Here is a 16,358-nt window from a genome sequence, read left to right as displayed (position 1 = left end):
TTTACAATCGGGTTTTTACTTTTCTAACCATCTCATTTTTCCAGGAGACGAACGTTCCTTCGTTTATGTGTTTACGAGCCTCCTTAACCAACCAAAGGTAAAAAGTAAGGTTGTGAATAGAAGCAATTTGCGCGCCTAAAATCTCTTTGCTGATGATTAAGTGACGGAGGTAGGCTTTGCTATAATGTGTGCTGGCATAGCCGCCAAGGTTAGCATCAATGGGTGACAAGTCGTCTTTCCACTTTTCGTTACGGATGTTAATAATGCCTTCTGAAGTAAACAGCATACCATTGCGGGCGTTGCGGGTGGGCATTACGCAATCGAACATATCGATACCCAGCGCAATGCATTCCAGTATATTTTCCGGTGTGCCTACGCCCATCAGGTAACGGGGTTTGTCTTTCGGTAAAATGCCGCACACCAGCTCGGTCATGGCATACATATCTTCGTGTGGTTCACCAACCGACAGGCCACCAATAGCATTGCCACTCAGGTTTTTTGAGGCGATGTAGGTGGCCGATTGTTCACGTAAGTCTTTATATGTGCTTCCTTGCACAATGGGAAAGAGATATTGGTTGTATCCGTAGAGCGGTTGCGTTTCATTTATTCGGGTAACACAGCGATCAAGCCAGCGGTGTGTCATTTCCATCGACTTTTTGGCATACTTGTATTCACACGGGTAAGGTGTACACTCATCAAATGCCATAATAATATCGGCTCCGATGGTGCGCTGAATGTCCATTACATTTTCCGGAGTGAAAATATGTTTGGATCCATCGATGTGTGATTTAAAGGTAACGCCTTCTTCTTTTATCTTCCGGTTGTCGGATAAGGAATAAACCTGGTAGCCACCACTATCCGTCAGGATGGGTTTATCCCACCCGATAAAAGCGTGCAAGCCACCTGCCTGTTGCAGCAACGGCAATCCGGGTCTTAGATAAAGATGATAAGTATTGCCCAAAATGATTTGTGCCTGGATGTCGTTTGTCAGTTCCCGTTGATGCACCGCTTTTACCGATCCTGCTGTTCCCACCGGCATGAAAATCGGTGTTTCAATCGGTCCGTGATCGGTAAGGATTGTGCCTGCACGTGCGGAGGATTGTGAATCGTTTGCCTGAATGGAGAATTGCATACTTGCCGGTAGATAAAGACCCAAAAATACCGTTATCCCTGCAATATTCCGCTCGTATACATTTGCTCCGTAAATGTTTTCACCGGATAATTCTGCCTCTATCTTTGCACGATTAATTCAACCCGTTTTCCCTTGTCTGTTGTGTTTGTTTTTTTTTGTGCTGCGGTTGCCATTCAGTTGATCTTCTTCTTCGTTTTTGTTTACGGACTATCCCGAAAGACACAGCCACAGGAGGCATTTGAACCTGAGCCTGTTTCCGTGATTGTTTGTGCCCATGATGAAGAGCAAAACCTCCGTGAACTTATTCCGTTACTGGTGGCACAGCACTATCCCGACTTTGAAGTGATTATTGTGAACGACCGGTCGAATGATGGAACGTACGATTTTTTGCGTGAGGCTTCCGGTTTATACCCGAAACTTCGCGTGGTTCAGGTCGATCACCTGCCTCCCCATGCCAACGGAAAAAAATATGGGTTAACACTCGCCATTAAAGCTGCCCGAAATGAAGTAGTCTTACTTACCGATGCAGACTGCCGACCCCAAAGTGCGCTATGGATTCACAACATGATGAGTGCCTTCACGGATAAAACGCAACTTGTTTTGGGGTATTCACCATATCGCAGGCAAGCAGGTTTTTTAAATCGGTTTATCCGATTTGAAACCGTGTTTACCGGAATGCAATACTTAACTCTCGCCAATGCGGGCATGCCATATATGGGTGTAGGTAGAAACCTGGCGTATCGAAAAGCACTCTTTTTGGAGAACAAGGGTTTTAATGGATACCTGCACATTACCGGTGGTGATGATGATTTATTTGTGAACCGCCATGCAACGGCATCCAATACACGTGTGTGTGTTGATCCGGATGCAGTTATGGTTTCCGAGCCCAAGCAAACCTGTAGCGAATTTTTCAGACAGAAGATCAGGCACCTGGGTGTTGGGAAGTTCTACCGTGGTAAGCACATGGTTATACTCGGATTGTTCAACAGCACTCACTTGTTGAGCTGGTTTTTGGGAATTTTTTTGTTGGTCTTTAGCCCGTTTTTTGCTTGGGTAGGGGTTGCGCTAGCTGTGCGACTTGGTGTGCTTATGTTTACCCTTTACCTGTTTTCAAAGCGTGTTGGGCACAAATTTGAGGTGTGGATTGTTCCGCTTTTAGATTTTCTTTTTACGATTTACTATCTTTCAACGGGCACGGTTGCGTTGGTATCAAAAAAAGTACAATGGAAGAGCTAGAAGGCCGATTTTCGACAAAAGCGCTTGAGGATTTCCGGTTGATTGACGAGGCCGTCAATAACAACGATGAGCAGGCTTTTGCCAAGCTGATGCAGCGCTACAAGCGCCCTGTGTACCATATGATTTTAAAGATGGTGCGCAACGTAGATGATGCAGAAGACCTTACGATCGAATCGTTTGCCAAGGCGTTTAAAAGTCTGCACCGGTTTAAGAAAGATTTTACATTCTCCACCTGGCTTTTCCGCATCGCCACCAACAATACCATCGACTACATCCGCAAAAAGAAACTGAATACACTTAGCATCAGTAATACCTTTACCGATGATAACGGAGAAGGTGTTTCGATTGATGTAGAAGATGAAAATCCAAACCCACAGGAAGAGGCGATCAAAGCCCAGAAGGAAGAGTTGATTCAGGTGTTTGTGGATAAGCTGCCTCCCAAATACCAAAAGCTGGTTCGCTTGCGTTATTTCCATGAGCTTTCGTACGAGGAGATTGCTGCTGAGATTGAAGCGCCCCTTGGAACAGTAAAAGCACAACTTCACCGCGCACGCGAACTGATGTTTGACATGGTGAAGAATAAGCGGGAGCATATTTAAGTTTTTTCCTGTTTGCAATCAGCCGAAACTATATTCCAGTACTTTCCTGAACTGACCAATGAGCAGTGTAATCAGTTTTCACAGCTTTATAATCTTTACAGTGATTGGAACGAAAAAATTAATGTCATCTCCCGAAAGGATGTCGATAACCTCTATGTAAACCACGTTTTACATTCATTGGGCATTGCAAAAGTTCTGGCATTCAAACTAGGTGCGGAAATCCTTGATGTGGGTACTGGTGGGGGCTTCCCCGGAATACCGTTAGCCATTCTGTTTCCCGAAACCAATTTTCATCTGGTAGATTCCATCGGTAAAAAAATAAAAGTTGTAAATGCTGTAGCAGATGCGCTCGGTTTGAAAAATGTTCGTGGCGAACAAATTCGTGCAGAGCAAATCAAGGGTCAATATGATTTTATCGTAAGTCGTGCGGTTACCCGTTTGAAAGAATTTTATGGATGGGTACATAACAAAGTGAAAAAAGAATCTGTCCATGAACTGGACAACGGAATTCTATACTTGAAGGGTGGAGATTTGGAGGAAGAACTGAACGAGCTCCGAAAACCGTATGCGCTGTACAATCTTTCGGATTATTTCAAGGAGGAGTTTTTCGAAACTAAAAAGGTGGTGTACGTTCCGTTTTAAAGCGGTTATTTTTTAATGATGCGGTGTACACCAGTCTTTAATCCGGGTAGCATCAGTATATAAAAACCAGACGGGTGATTATTCAAATGAATGATCTCTTCTTTTTCCGTAACAACTCCTTTCGCAACTTCCTGACCGACACTATTCAACAGTATCCATCTGTTACCTGAATAATCTTTTAATTTAATGATCAGATAGTCTTCAACCGGGTTAGGGTAAAACGCAACATCAGCATGAGCAGGCTCTTCCGCGCTGGTAATCAGTTCGGTAAATAACTGCGATTGTGGTATAACCTGTTTCGGTAGCAGTGTACTTTGCCAAAGCAGTCGGATCACTGCTCCTCCTCCTTCTTCAAAAAATTCAAGCGTGACCGGATAACGTTTCTCTGCCTCCAGATTTATGGTTCCGCTCCATTCGGTTGGGGCCTGTGGTATCCATTTGTCGATGATCAGCTCGTTGTTAATCCACAGCCTTACACCATCATCGGCAACCACGCTAAAGGTGTAGGTGTCGGTAAATTGTGCCAACACTTCGCCTCTCCAACGTGCAGTAAAATTATCGGTCGAAATGGATGAAGCGGGAGAGCCGCCTCCCCAATCAAAATTTATTTGCGGATCGGTTCTTGTCAGCGTAGCGGTTCCATTAAATGTTCGGGATTGATCGGAGAAATAAAACCCTTTCAGACCATCCCCGTTTCCTATAGGAACCGGGCTATACGTTGCTCCATAGGTGATGTCTCCTTCTGGAGTATCAAACGTGAACAAGCGGGTTTGCCCATCTATCCATTGGTTAAATACATAAAGTTCACTTCCGGCAGTTTGCGTGGCAGGTGCTTCAATGGTTCGAGTTACACCCACTACACTGGTGATGGTTGCAGGTGTATTTATCGGCTGTCCATCCACCAGCAAGGTAAGGCCTGATGGGTTAGTGTTAAGCGTGAATTCTGAAACTTCAGGAAACACATCCCTGTACACGGTTTGCGTAAATCCCTCACTGTCTTGCGCGGTTAGGTAAATGCGATACCAAACATTGGCAGCAGTTTCCCCAATTTGCGGAATAAGGTAATCCAGTTCATAGAACCCCGATGTATTTCCTAAGGCAGGGTGGGTGTGGGTATCATGATGAAATTCAATTCTCCAGGTCAGCTGATTTTCTGTAAGTGTTCCATCTTCAGCATCGGTAGCACTACCCTGTAAAGAAAGTACAGCGCCTGCGCGATAGGTTGATCCTTCGATGGGTGTTTGAATGGCTGGCACTGGACGCGTATTACTTGTAACAGTTAACGTTGCTGATGAACTGGTAATGCTGCCAAAGGCATTGCTAATGGTGCACGTAAATTGTTTACCGTCATCAGCCAGTAAAAGTGGTGTAGTCGTGTATGTGTTTTCCGTTGCTCCCGGTATTTCTGTGTCATTTTCTTTCCATTGGTAGGTGAGTGGTTGCGACCCGAAAGCTGAGACAGCGAAGGTTGCAGTTTCGCCTACTGTTTGAAGCGCATTTTTCGGTTGACTGGAAATTACCGGTGGCCCGGCTCCGGTATACGTTACTTTCCATAATGAGCCATTGTTTGTGCTCGTGTTATCTCCCTCCGAGCCGCCTCCTTGCCCTGCACGCGCAATGTAATATACTGATCCATCCGGAGCGGTACGAATAACCAAAGGCCTGTTTATGCCTGTTATAAATGTGTTTACTTCAGCCGTGACTGGGTTTAATCGTTTGATGTATCCACCACAATAATCGGCAAATAAAAATGCACCCGAATATTCGCTTGGGAAAGCATGAACTTCCGGATTATAAAACGATGACCCTACGATTGCGCAACCCTCTGCGTGACTATAGGTATAAAAAGGATCTTGATAATTAGTGGGTGGCGTTTGCGTAGTGCGCATTCCTTCTATTAGCGGCCAACCGTAATTTCTTCCGGGTAAAATTTCATTCACTTCCTCCCAGTTTGCCTGACCTACATCGCAAGTAAAAATTTTTCCGGTGCCGGGCTGGATGTCCAACGAAAACGGATTTCGTAGTCCAAGTGCATATATCGCCCGATTATTTCCTGAAGTTGATGTGTAAAAGGGATTGTCTTCCGGTATGCTGCCATCTTTGTTAATGCGAAGAATTTTACCTAATAGGTTAGTAAGTTGCTGCGCACTGTTTGCATTCGCACCATCACCGGTAGCTATGTATAACTTGCCGTCTGTACCGAATGCCATGGCACCTGCATTATGAATGGCACCTGCCATTGGGTCAAGATCAAGGAGAATGGTTTCACTGCCGGGTAAAGTAAAATTTCCATTGGCGGTAAAACGGCTTACCCGGTTACGGTTGGTTCCTGGAACGGTATAATAGATGTAATAATAGTTATTCGTTTCAAAATCGGGATCGAGTACCATGTGACCTAATCCACGCTCATTGAAATTGTCAACGGAAAGGGTGAGAAATGTTCCGGGTAACAATTGTTCATTTTCAACAATTACAATCTGGCCGCTTTTTATGGTGATAAAAATTCTGCCATCTGGCGCTAGTACCATGTCAGTCGGGTCGAGGTTCTCAGCCAACAGTTCTTGTGCAAAACCCTCAGGTAGTAGCTGCGCGTGAAGCGTTATTGATGCGTTGACAATAAAAAAGTAAAGCAGAACCCGGTACATTAGTTTCATGATTGAAAGTTACCGGATACAGCGTCAAATTCCTTCAAAAATTCGTTGAATGGTGCTTGATTAATTCCACTTTCATCCGTTCAAAGGTTTTTTGTTTAAGTGCAGACGCATCAGTTGTTGTTAAGCCTTCAACAGAAATTTCGGGTAAAGCAATCACTTTAATTTTGCCTGGCCGAATGGAAAGCTTTCCCGGTGGCATGAGTTTACCTGCATTAATCACCACCATAGGAAGGATGGGTGTTTGTGTGTCAATGGCAATGCGGAATGCACCATCTTTAAAAGGTTGCAGCAGTTCTTTGGTTCTGTTTTGTGTCCCTTCGGCAAAAATCAGCATGGAAATTCCGTGGGAAAGAATTCGTTTGGCGTATTCCATACTTTTTTTCCGGCTTTCATGACTGCTTCTGTCCACCACAACGGTTGCTGCTTTTACAATAAAGCCGAATACGGGGATTTTGAGTAGTTCTTTTTTCGCAATCGGTCTGAATTCTCCGGGAATAATCAGGCGAATGCCGGGTATATCCAAAAAGGAAGTGTGGTTGCTTACGTAGATGTACGACTTGCCTTTTTCAAAATTTTCCTTTCCATGAAACTCATATCGGATAAATGTGAATACACTGAATATCCACGACCATATCCAAAGAAATTTGTAGCCGATCCAGCTAAAACGGTTGCCCAGCAAAAAGGGAATCATGATTCCGGGTAGGAGGATAATCATGAATACACTGAATACCACAATTACCCAGAATGTATAAAGTTTGCCGAGTAGCTTCACGTAGAAAAATTTAAGCGCGCAAGATAAACAAGTTATGCCAAACGCCTGATGCGGGAAGATGAACTTTAAACTCAGCTCGAAAGGCAGGCATTACAATTAATGAGCGAGCTAAAGTCAAATCTCCAGCCTTTTTATCCGGGCCATATAAAAGCCATCCGTAAGCATCGAAGGCTTGATGGTTATTTCTTCTTCAAGTTGAAATGCGGGATGCTGATCTAGAAACTGTTTCACCTGGTTTTCATTTTCGGATGGCAGTATGCTGCAGGTTGAATACACCAACTTGCCTCCTGGCTTAACCATCAGGGCATAGTCGTTTAAGATAGCTTGTTGCGTATTCCTGATTTTTGTGATGTACTCTGGTTTTAGTTTCCAACGTGCATCCGGATTTCGTTTTAGAACCCCCAGTCCGGAGCAAGGGACATCCAGCAATAACCGATCAGCTGTTTCGTGCAGGCGCTTGATGGATTTTGGTGATTCAATGGTGCGTGTTTCGAAATTATGAACCCCCGCTCTGCGGGCGCGGACTTTAAATTCTTCCAGTTTCCATTCAGCAACATCCATGGAAATCAGCCGACCTTTGTTTTGCATTTTAGCAGCGAGGTGTAATGATTTTCCACCAGTGCCTGCACAGGCATCAATAACCCGCATGCCGGGTTCAGCCTGAAGGTAAGGCACGATTTGCTGTGAGCCAAAATCCTGAACTTCAAACAGGCCATCTTGAAAGGCGTTCGACTGAAAAATATTTTTTCGTTCACTAAGTTGAAGTCCTTCCGGAAATTGATCGTTCAGCTCGGTTGAAAATCCTTCTTCCTGAAGTTTTGCTTGTAGTTCTTCCACAGAAATTTTCAACGTGTTAACCCGGAGTGCTATCGGAGGTACGCGATTGAGTTCTGGCAACATTAAATCCCAGCCCTCTTCCAATTCAGCCTCACCCAACTCATCCAGCCAATCCGGGATGGATTCCCTGATTTTTCGTTCTTTTTTTGCTGCTTCGTACCGTTGATGAATTTCTTTGGCATTCAGCGAGGCAAATTCCTTCCATCCATCCAAGGTGTAGTGATTATGAATGGCCCAGGCGCCAAGAATTTTCCACAGGCTTTCGCTTTGGCTGATGGTGGTGAGCAACCGGTAGTACCGGATGATGTCGTAGCTGGTTTCAGCAATGAGTCCGCGATCAGCCTCCCGCGACTTAAGCGTTTTAAAAACCTTTTCAAGGGCTTTGTCGGCATAGCGGTCGTTAAAAAGCACTTCTTTTAAAACCTGTATGATGGCTTCTGCCTGTGGACGGGTTAATTTCATCAACTTAAGGTGGAATAATTTCGTAAACGAAGTAATTTAGAGGTTACAAAACTAACGCTTAAAGGCTCTCACCATGCGTATTCTATCATTTATTCTGCTGTTTGGTATTTCGTTTTCACTTGCCGGCCAGGACTGGCTGACTAAAGCCATGGGGGATGCTGGTGCGGAAGCAAAAGCCAAATTGGATTCCGTTGATTTTCAGTTCACCATTTCGGTAAACGAAAACTCTGGTTTTATTGATGTGGAGCAAAAGGGTGAGATGTGGACACGTGGTTTTTACACATATAAAGAGGAAGCCACCAAGACAAAAGTTGAGCAAGCACGTGATATTATGGAGCGCGCTATTGCATACTATAGAGCACGTTGGTTTCTCCTGGCAGAAGTTGAATTCAACAACGCGAAAAGTTTTATGGAGCAAAATAACCTCACGAATGAGGTTATCTACTTGAGATGCGTCTCTACTATGGCATTGGTTTATCTGGCCCAATCCAAATTTCAACTGGCAGACGAGTTTATTGAGTGGTCACTTACTTCTTCTGAAAATACACGTGGAATAAATAGTGCAGCTTATGTTTCAAACCTAAATAGTAAGGCCAAGCTATTGCAACAACAAGGACAATACAATGAGGCTGAAAAAATATTTGATCTTGCCTTACGCAAATGTGAGAGTCGATTTACAAATGAAAGTCTTCAGTATGCGATTCTCTTAAATAACAAAGCTATGCTCTATCAAACGATGGGTCGTTTTGATGAGGCTATAGCTGAAATGGATAGATCAGTTATTGTTGCGCAGAAGGCGTTAAAGGAAACAAATTTTATAAAAGGTAAAAAATCATTCGAGAGCCGACAATTTTTATCTAATCAGGCGAGCGTTAACCAGGCAGCTGGCAAATTCGATAACGCAGAAAAAATTTACCTTTCCATAAAAACCATATACGAAAATAAGCTTCAAAAGAATAGTCCGGAGTATGCTAACGTACTGAATCAATTGGGTATCCTCTACATTCAAATGGGTAAAATGGATAAGGTTGAAGCTTTATTAAAAACTTCATCAGATGTCTATAAGAAAAAATTCACCGAACAACATCCATCCTTCGCCAAAGTAACAGCTGATCTGGGCAACTTCTATCGCATGCAAGGCAGGAATGCCGAGGCTGAAACGTTGTTGAATAAAGCACTGAGCATTCGGGAAAGTACATTGGGCGTTAACCACCCCGATTATGCGCGTTCCCAGGAAGACATGGCCATTCTGTTTTGGAAAACTGGTCGGTTGGATAAGGCCTACATGATGTACCGCGATGTGATGGACAAAACCATCGACTTCATCAACCAGTATTTTCCTCCCATGAGTGAGGCCGAAAAAACCAAATACTGGGATATTACCGCGCCTCGCTTTCAACGCTTTTTCAATTTTGCCATTGAAGCGCATATTGAACAAAGTCCGGTGGTGCAGGATTTTTATGATTACCACATCGCTACCAAGGCTATTTTGCTGAATGCTACCAACAAGGTGAAAGAGGCTATTCTGAAAGGCACAGATGAAAATCTGAAGAAAGATTATTTACAATGGCTCGATCAGAAAGAACAGTTGGCAAGACTTTATGCGTACTCCAAAGAAGAATTAAAAGAACAAAAAATTGATTTGGCTGATCTGGAGCGAAAGGCCAATGCCATGGAACGATCACTCTCCGAACGTTCTTCCGATTTCTCTGCCGGATACTCCACATCAAAAATCAGTTATAAGCAAATTCTTTCTTTGCTTACCGATACCGAAGCCGTTGTGGATATCGTTCGCGTGCGCAAATTCGATCAGGATTTTACCAATGAGTCGCGGTATGTGGCGCTTGTATTGAAGAAAGGATTGGAGATGCCGCGCCTGGTGGTGTTGGAAAATGGCAACCAACTTGAAACGCGTTACGCCAGGTTTTATCGTAACGCCATTCATGAAAAAATGGCTGATACCTATTCGTATGAACAATACTGGAGCAAGATTGAGCCGGAAGTGTCTACGAGGAAGGTTGTTTACCTCTCACCGGATGGGGTGTACAATCAGCTTAACCTGAATACCCTAAAAAAACCGGAAGGCGATTATGTATTGAATCGCTATGACCTGGTGATCATCGGTAATTCAAAAGACCTGATGACGTTAAAGGCAAAGAAAACAGTGGCGCCAAAGAAGAATGCATTTCTGCTCGGCTTCCCGGATTATGCTACAGCTGATATATCATCACTGCCCGGTACCAAAACAGAAGTGGATGCGGTAGCCAAGCTTTTGAAAGCTTCTGGCTATCAGGTAAACCAGGTGATGGAGAAAAACGCAACCGAATCTAATGTAAAAAAATTAAAGGGCCCAACGCTGGTACATATCGCCACGCACGGTTATTTCCTTCAGGATGTGGAGGGAGCTGGTGGTTCCGTATTTGGTGTGAATGCAGAGAATGCTTCAAACAATCCGTTATTGCGTTCGGGTTTGATTTTAGCCGGAGCAGGTCATGCCCTTAGTGGAGGAGGCACCGATATTTCCAGCAACGATAACGGTGTACTTACGGCCTATGAGGCCATGAACCTGAACCTGGAAGGAACCAACCTGGTGGTGCTCAGCGCCTGCGAAACAGGACTGGGAGATGTAAAATCGGGTGAAGGAGTTTACGGTTTGCAACGGGCATTCCTCGTGGCTGGTGCTGATGCGATGATTATGAGTTTATGGAAAGTGGATGATGCCGCCACACAACAACTCATGACCAGCTTTTACTCCAACTGGCTCAAACTAGGCAACAAACAAAAAGCTTTCAAGCAGGCCCAACTCCAACTCATGACCAAATACAAAGACCCGTATTACTGGGGTGCGTTCGTGATGATGGGAATGTGAGTGATTTTGGATTGAAGATTTGACTTTGCGTGAGATTTCAAGAATCCTTGGAAATTTTAATAATCACATTTCCAATCTTCTGCCCTGAATTCACATATTCGAAAGCTTCTTTGATTTCATCTAACGTGTAAGTACGATCAATAAGCGGTTTGAATTTTCCTTTCTCGGCCAGGTCAGCCACGTAAGCCAGACTTTTCAAAATATCAACGGGAAGGGGAAAGATTACTTTTTTGCCGCCTTTAATGGAAGTCAGTAAGGGTAAGTATAAATTTTCAGCACCAGGGCCTAGCTCGGATGAAATATAAATGCCGTTGTCTTTTAAAATTTTTGTGCAGGGTTTGAATGAACTCTTACCTACAGCATCAAAAACGAAATCATATTTTTCGTAATCCTGAGTAAAATCTTCTTTGTCGTAATGAATAATGCGGTCTGGACCTAATGCGCGAACGCGATCATCGTATTGCGAGTGGCACACAGCCGTTACAAAAATATCCATACTCTTTAAAAACTGAATGGCTGCCGAGCCGATGCCACCGGTTCCGCCATTGACCAGTACCTTATCTCCCGACTTAAGCTTTACCTTGTTCAAAAAGTTATACGCATAATGCGCAGCCTCCGCGCTGGCTGCAGCCTGTTCGTAGGTAAAACCATCTGGGATTTTAGCTATCGGTTTCTTGCAGTCAATAGCCATGTATTCAGCATGCGAGGGCAGGGTATTGTCATCAAATCCAAAAACCCGATCGCCAATTTTAAATTCACGTACTTGTTCACCCACAGCTTCAATTATTCCGGCAAAGTCAGTACCGGTAATGGAGTTTCTGGGTTTGAATAATCCAATGAAGAATCGGTATACAAACGGCTTTCCCCAAAGTGCTCCGCAGTCGGTACGGTTAACAGTTGTAGCGTGAACACGAACTAGAATTTCGTTTGCTTTTGGCGTTGGCTTTTCAATATCTTTTACAGTAATAACATCAGGTGGACCGTACGTTGTTCGGGTTGAAGCTTTCATGAAGAGGGTCTGGTTACTTTACCCGCATTAGTCTGAGAAATATTGGAAATGTTACAGGCATTTCATTTTTCCAATATGGTTTTATGCGCTCCATAAATTCAGGAACCGGATCGTTAGCAGTTGTGCAAATATATTTTTGCGTAGCCGACCAGGTAGTGATGTATCCGGCAAACTGCTCGAGATTCCAGTTAACCTGAATCTGAAATGGAGGTGACGGTATTTCTTCAAACGGAAATGATATGGGTTGATAATGTTGCTCAATTAACACACGTGCTTTATCCCAATACGGCCCTACAATGTGTTGATAGAAATGCACAAAGTGTTTATCGATTTCTGAATTGACAAAACAATTCGCGTACCCCCAAACTGCCAGAATAGCCCCAGGTTTGACAACACGCGTTACTTCACGAAAAAAATCTTCAGGTTGAAGCCAATGCATGGCCTGGGCAACTGTAATCAGATCAAATTGATTATTGGCAAAAGAAGTTTGCTCTGCAGGCTCTACTTTGTAAACAATATTCTTTTCCTGATGCGCATGTTTAATTTGCTCACTGCTGATATCAGTTGCATACACCTGTTTGAAGTGCTTGGCCAACACGTGTGCCACTTGTCCATTGCCTGTGGCACAATCCCACGCTTTATCAAATTGCCTTACATGCTTGAAAATAAATTCATATAACGCTTCCGGGTAGGTTGGCCGGAAGGTGGCGTACAGTTTTGAATGCCCGGAGAAGTAATCCTTGGCCATCAGCTAATCATTTTAGCCAAAAGTTCCTTTAAAAATTTAGCTGCGGTCATGGCCGTCATGTTATGGATGTCCCGCGAAGGATTTAGTTCTACAATATCGGCACCGACTATGTTCGATTTCAGATTTTGGATAATGCTCAACACCTGGCGGGTAGAAAATCCACCCGGTTCATGATGCGAAACCCCAGGCGCAAATGCAGGATCCAATGCATCCATATCCAATGAAATGTAAAGTGGACCATCAAAGGAAAAAGCCTGGTTGTCACTCCAGTCTTTCATTTCAATTAGTTCTACCCCGAATCGTTTGGCTTGGTCACGCTGATGTGGGTTGAGCGTGCGAATGCCCACCTGTACCAATCGCTTAGCCAATCCGTGTTCCATGATGCGCGCAAACGGACTGGCGTGTGAGTGTGGATTTCCTTCGAAGTCGTCATACAAATCTGCATGGGCATCAATGTGGAGAATGTTCAAATTCTTGTGGGTTGCAGCCACTGCCTTAACGATGGGGAAGGTGATGGAGTGATCGCCACCCAGGCATAGAATTTTATTTCCTGCTTCAATTTGATTTTTTACCGCAAGTTCAATTTCTGAAATGGCTTGCGGCATGGGCCCCAGCATCAGGTCACCTGCATCTTTCCAACGCTTATCGGACTGGAGATCAATTCCGGATTCAGTACAATAGTTTGTTGAGGTTGAATGAAAGGCATCGCGAATAGCCTGCGGTGCAAACCGGGTGCCTTCCAGGAAAGATGAATTTTCATCAAGTGGAATACCTAAGAGGGTAGCCATGTTTTCTTTTTGGGGCTATGTTTCGTTTGATTTCAAGAGTGCTCTTGCTTCCAGTTCTTCAGTTAGTCGAAAATCAGTTTTTTTAATTTTGTCTAACAAGGGCTTAATTGATGGGATGTGTCCACTTAGTTTAGCATCAATGATTACGCCAAGCGTTCCGGTTATTTTAATCCCGAACTGCTCAGCATATTTTCTGCCCTTTTGATCGTCAATTATCAACAAGCAATCCAATTGTTCAATTGCTAATGCAATTGCACTTGCTTCACCCTTATCCAATGAAGCTTCAAGAATTTTTTGATAGGTTTTGTTTAGCAGCTCTTTTACCTCAAACCAGTTTGGAAGTTCTTTCTTGAACTCAAGGGAAATTTCTGGTGTGATTATAATTTGACCGAAGAGCTTATTTAAAAGGTTTAATTCCCCGATTTTATCGAGGAGAATCAAACAGCTGGTGTCAGAGATTATAACGTTTTGCATTCTCTACATCTTGGTCAAGATCAGAAGAAGGATAGTTAAAAACGGAAACACCATAGCTCGCTAGAATTTCCATAAAAGCGCTTTTTGACAGCCCAACCAATTCAGCCGCCTGACCCAACGACAATTTGCCCTTTTCGTATAATCTTGTAGCGATTACCATAAGAACCTCCCTGTCGTCAAGATCCACAGTGGTTGGTATGTTTATCGTTATCGTTTTCATACTTGAATGTACGCTTTTATTCTCACTTTCTCTTCTAACAGGCTTGTTGCAATCCTAGTTCCTTACCTGAATGCCCAGTTCTTTCAATTGTTCTTCCGAAATGGTGGAAGGTGTATCAATCATCATGTCGCGACCTGCGTTGTTTTTCGGGAAGGCGATATAGTCGCGTATTGATTCAGACCCACCGAACAACGCGCATAGCCTATCGAAACCAAAGGCAATACCGCCATGCGGAGGCGCGCCATATTCAAAAGCCTCCATCAAAAAGCCGAATTGTTTTTTCGCTTCTTCTGGGGTGAAGCCCAGATGGTTGAACATCATTTGCTGTGTGGCGCGATCGTGAATACGAATGGAGCCACCACCAATCTCACTTCCGTTTAATACCATGTCATACGCGTTGGCACGCACCTTCCCGGGATCGGTTTCCAGCAACGGAATGTCTTCCGGTTTTGGTGAAGTGAACGGATGGTGCATGGCATGATAGCGATTGGTTTCTTCGTTCCATTCCAGCAAGGGAAAGTCGAGTACCCAAAGCGCTGAAAATTTATTCTTATCACGAAGCCCGAGTTTTTCACCCATCAATAAGCGCAACTCATTCAGTTGTTTGCGTGTGCTGTTGGTTTCGCCAGCCATAATCAGCATTAAATCGCCTGGTTGTGCGTGGAATGCTTCAGCCCATTTCTTTAAATCATCAGCTGTATAAAATTTATCAACAGAAGATTTAAATGTTCCATCCGCTTTGTATTGAACATACACCAAACCTTTGGCGCCAACCTGCGGGCGTTTCACAAACTCGGTAAGTTCATCGAGTTGTTTGCGGGTATATTCTGCGCAACCTTTTGCACAAATACCCACCACAAGTTCAGCGCTGTCGAATACGACAAAGTTTTTGCCGGTGGTAAGGTCGACACCCCCCATTTCCCCCCTCGAGGGGGGACTAAGGGGGGTGCTTTTAAGTTCTGTGAACTTCATCTCAAACCGTGTATCGGGTTTGTCAGATCCGTAATATTTCATCGCATCGTCATACGTCATGCGGGGTACGGAGGGAAGGTCAACTCCTTTTACGGCCTTAAACAAATGACGAATCAACCCTTCAAACGTTGACAGAATATCTTCCTGTGTGATAAACGCCATCTCGCAGTCGATTTGCGTAAACTCAGGCTGACGATCGGCACGTAAGTCTTCATCGCGGAAGCATTTTACAATCTGATAATACCGATCGAAACCGGAGACCATCAACAACTGCTTAAACGTTTGTGGCGATTGTGGTAATGCATAAAACTCACCATGATGAACGCGCGAAGGAACCACAAAGTCGCGGGCACCTTCAGGTGTTGATTTGATCAGCACCGGTGTTTCTACCTCAACGAAATTCAACCCATCCAGATAAATGCGGGTTTGTTGAGCCATTTTATGCCGCAGCAAGAGGCTTTCCCGAACGGGTGTTCTGCGCAAATCCAGGTACCGGTATTTCATGCGCAGTTCATCACCGCCATCGGTTTCATCTTCAATCGTGAAAGGAGGTGTTTTGGCTGCGTTGAGTATGGTGAGCCCGGTCACTTTTATTTCAATATCCCCGGTCGGCATCTTATCGTTTTTGGAAAGGCGTTCGATGACGGTGCCCGTAGCCTGAATTACAAACTCACGACCCACCGATCTTGCCTTTTCCATAAGCGAGGCTTCTGTTGAACTCTCATCAAAAATCAGTTGGGTAATGCCGTAGCGGTCGCGCAGGTCAATCCATAAAAGACTTCCCTTGTTGCGTACCCGTTGTACCCAACCCGTTAACGTTACCGACTGATTAACATGATTTATTCGGAGTTCACCGCAGGTGTGCGTTCGTAACATACTCGATTTCCTTAATTTTGTACGATAATTGCTTTTGAGACGTTTCTCAGGGGGGCGAAGTTAACAAT

Annotated in this window: 14 protein-coding genes; 4 read left to right on the top strand and 10 right to left on the bottom strand. The window is 44.1% G+C overall.

What is annotated here, in order from left to right; genetic code table 11:
- Position 1: 1 nt before the first annotated feature.
- On the bottom strand, positions 2-1,132 hold the full coding sequence (gene tgt / locus QY309_13900; GenBank protein ID WKZ58954.1) for a tRNA guanosine(34) transglycosylase Tgt: 1,131 nt from the start codon (positions 1,130-1,132) through the stop codon (positions 2-4).
- 141 nt (positions 1,133-1,273) lie between these two features.
- On the opposite strand from tgt, the gene QY309_13895 reads away from it, so the two are divergent.
- From QY309_13895 to rsmG, 3 genes are read left to right on the top strand one after another with little or no spacing between them, the layout of a single operon-like run.
- Positions 1,274-2,368, top strand: a complete 1,095-nt coding sequence (locus QY309_13895; GenBank protein ID WKZ58953.1) for a glycosyltransferase — start codon at positions 1,274-1,276, stop codon at positions 2,366-2,368.
- On the top strand, positions 2,356-2,967 hold the full coding sequence (locus tag QY309_13890) for a sigma-70 family RNA polymerase sigma factor (GenBank protein WKZ58952.1): 612 nt from the start codon (positions 2,356-2,358) through the stop codon (positions 2,965-2,967). The genes QY309_13895 and QY309_13890 overlap by 13 nt, the downstream gene beginning before the upstream one ends.
- A gap of 12 nt (positions 2,968-2,979) precedes the next feature.
- The gene (gene rsmG / locus QY309_13885) at positions 2,980-3,609 is read left to right on the top strand and encodes a 16S rRNA (guanine(527)-N(7))-methyltransferase RsmG (GenBank protein WKZ58951.1); all 630 of its coding nucleotides are present in this window, start codon (positions 2,980-2,982) and stop codon (positions 3,607-3,609) included.
- A 5-nt stretch (positions 3,610-3,614) separates the two neighbouring features.
- Here rsmG and QY309_13880 read toward each other — a convergent pair whose 3' ends face one another.
- The 3 genes from QY309_13880 to QY309_13870 form a co-directional block, all read right to left on the bottom strand.
- Positions 3,615-6,263, bottom strand: a complete 2,649-nt coding sequence (locus tag QY309_13880) for a PQQ-dependent sugar dehydrogenase (protein ID WKZ58950.1) — start codon at positions 6,261-6,263, stop codon at positions 3,615-3,617.
- Between the two features lie 34 nt (positions 6,264-6,297).
- On the bottom strand, positions 6,298-7,035 hold the full coding sequence (locus QY309_13875; GenBank protein ID WKZ58949.1) for a lysophospholipid acyltransferase family protein: 738 nt from the start codon (positions 7,033-7,035) through the stop codon (positions 6,298-6,300).
- 114 nt (positions 7,036-7,149) lie between these two features.
- Positions 7,150-8,334, bottom strand: coding sequence for a class I SAM-dependent methyltransferase (locus QY309_13870; protein ID WKZ58948.1), 1,185 nt, complete (start codon positions 8,332-8,334; stop codon positions 7,150-7,152).
- 73 nt (positions 8,335-8,407) lie between these two features.
- On the opposite strand from QY309_13870, the gene QY309_13865 reads away from it, so the two are divergent.
- Complete coding sequence (locus QY309_13865; protein ID WKZ58947.1) at positions 8,408-11,203, top strand: CHAT domain-containing protein; 2,796 nt, start codon at positions 8,408-8,410, stop codon at positions 11,201-11,203.
- Between the two features lie 37 nt (positions 11,204-11,240).
- Here the strand turns inward: QY309_13865 and QY309_13860 are convergent, their stop codons facing one another.
- The 6 genes from QY309_13860 to aspS all read right to left on the bottom strand — a co-directional run bounded on the left by QY309_13860 (position 11,241) and on the right by aspS (position 16,290).
- Entirely contained in the window at positions 11,241-12,212 is a 972-nt protein-coding gene (locus QY309_13860) for an NAD(P)-dependent alcohol dehydrogenase (GenBank protein ID WKZ58946.1), read from the bottom strand.
- 13 nt (positions 12,213-12,225) lie between these two features.
- Positions 12,226-12,960, bottom strand: coding sequence for a class I SAM-dependent methyltransferase (locus QY309_13855; protein WKZ58945.1), 735 nt, complete (start codon positions 12,958-12,960; stop codon positions 12,226-12,228).
- Positions 12,960-13,748 (bottom strand): agmatinase, encoded by a 789-nt coding sequence (gene speB / locus QY309_13850; protein ID WKZ58944.1) that lies wholly within the window; start codon positions 13,746-13,748, stop codon positions 12,960-12,962. Before speB ends, QY309_13855 begins: the two co-directional genes overlap by 1 nt.
- Before the next feature lie 15 nt (positions 13,749-13,763).
- The gene (locus QY309_13845) at positions 13,764-14,222 is read right to left on the bottom strand and encodes a DUF3368 domain-containing protein (protein WKZ58943.1); all 459 of its coding nucleotides are present in this window, start codon (positions 14,220-14,222) and stop codon (positions 13,764-13,766) included.
- Entirely contained in the window at positions 14,200-14,382 is a 183-nt protein-coding gene (locus tag QY309_13840; GenBank protein WKZ61706.1) for a UPF0175 family protein, read from the bottom strand. The genes QY309_13845 and QY309_13840 overlap by 23 nt, the downstream gene beginning before the upstream one ends.
- 114 nt (positions 14,383-14,496) lie before the next feature.
- A complete protein-coding gene (gene aspS, locus QY309_13835; GenBank protein ID WKZ58942.1) occupies positions 14,497-16,290 on the bottom strand; it encodes an aspartate--tRNA ligase in 1,794 nt (597 codons plus the stop codon).
- Positions 16,291-16,358 lie beyond the last annotated feature (68 nt).

Source organism: Cyclobacteriaceae bacterium, assembly GCA_030584025.1.
Classification (GTDB): Bacteria; Bacteroidota; Bacteroidia; order Cytophagales; family Cyclobacteriaceae; genus UBA2336.
The sequence above is the reverse complement of the archived record's forward strand: the minus strand, read 5'-3'. Positions and strand labels throughout refer to the sequence as shown.